The sequence below is a fragment of the Streptomyces beijiangensis genome, from assembly GCF_017315755.1.
In the GTDB taxonomy this organism is placed as follows: Bacteria; Actinomycetota; Actinomycetes; order Streptomycetales; family Streptomycetaceae; genus Streptomyces; species Streptomyces beijiangensis.
In genome coordinates this window covers 1-443 of sequence record NZ_JAFLRJ010001514.1, presented here as the reverse complement: position 1 = coordinate 443, position 443 = coordinate 1, and the positions used below count along the sequence as shown (strand labels likewise).

Annotated in this window: 1 pseudogene; it reads right to left on the bottom strand. The window is 75.4% G+C overall.

Features of this window, described 5'->3' with window-relative positions:
• Positions 1-443, bottom strand: a pseudogene (locus tag J0695_RS42490) (PrsW family intramembrane metalloprotease); the annotation flags it as partial.

The following is a 443-nucleotide window of genomic DNA, read 5'->3' as shown; positions in this document are numbered from 1 at the left end:
CGTTCGGCCAGGTCATGGCCCGCCGTGCCGCGGCGGGCCTGCCGGCGCAGAAACGCCAGTGACGTCGCAAACGACTCGTACTCGGCGACCGCACGGGCCGCCGCCTTGCCCTGTGCTTTGGCCCGGGCCCTGGCCGGGGCGCCGATCGGGGCCGGTACGTAGCCCTGGCGGCCGTACGGACCGCCACCCGCTGCCGCCGCCTGCCACCGGCGTGCCGTGTCCCTGGCCATGCCGCGGGCCCGCATCGAGGCCAGGGCGAGGGGCTCGGCGGGGGACAGCCAGCCGGCCGCGGCGTAGGCGGGCAGCTCGACGGCCAGCGTGCGCAGCTCGCGCTGGCGGGACCAGATCGCCAGCCAGGTCACCAGGCCGAAGGCGGGCACCATGAACACGCCGTACACCGCGTAGAAACCGTACGGGCCGAACGTCGACGAGCCGTTCCACAG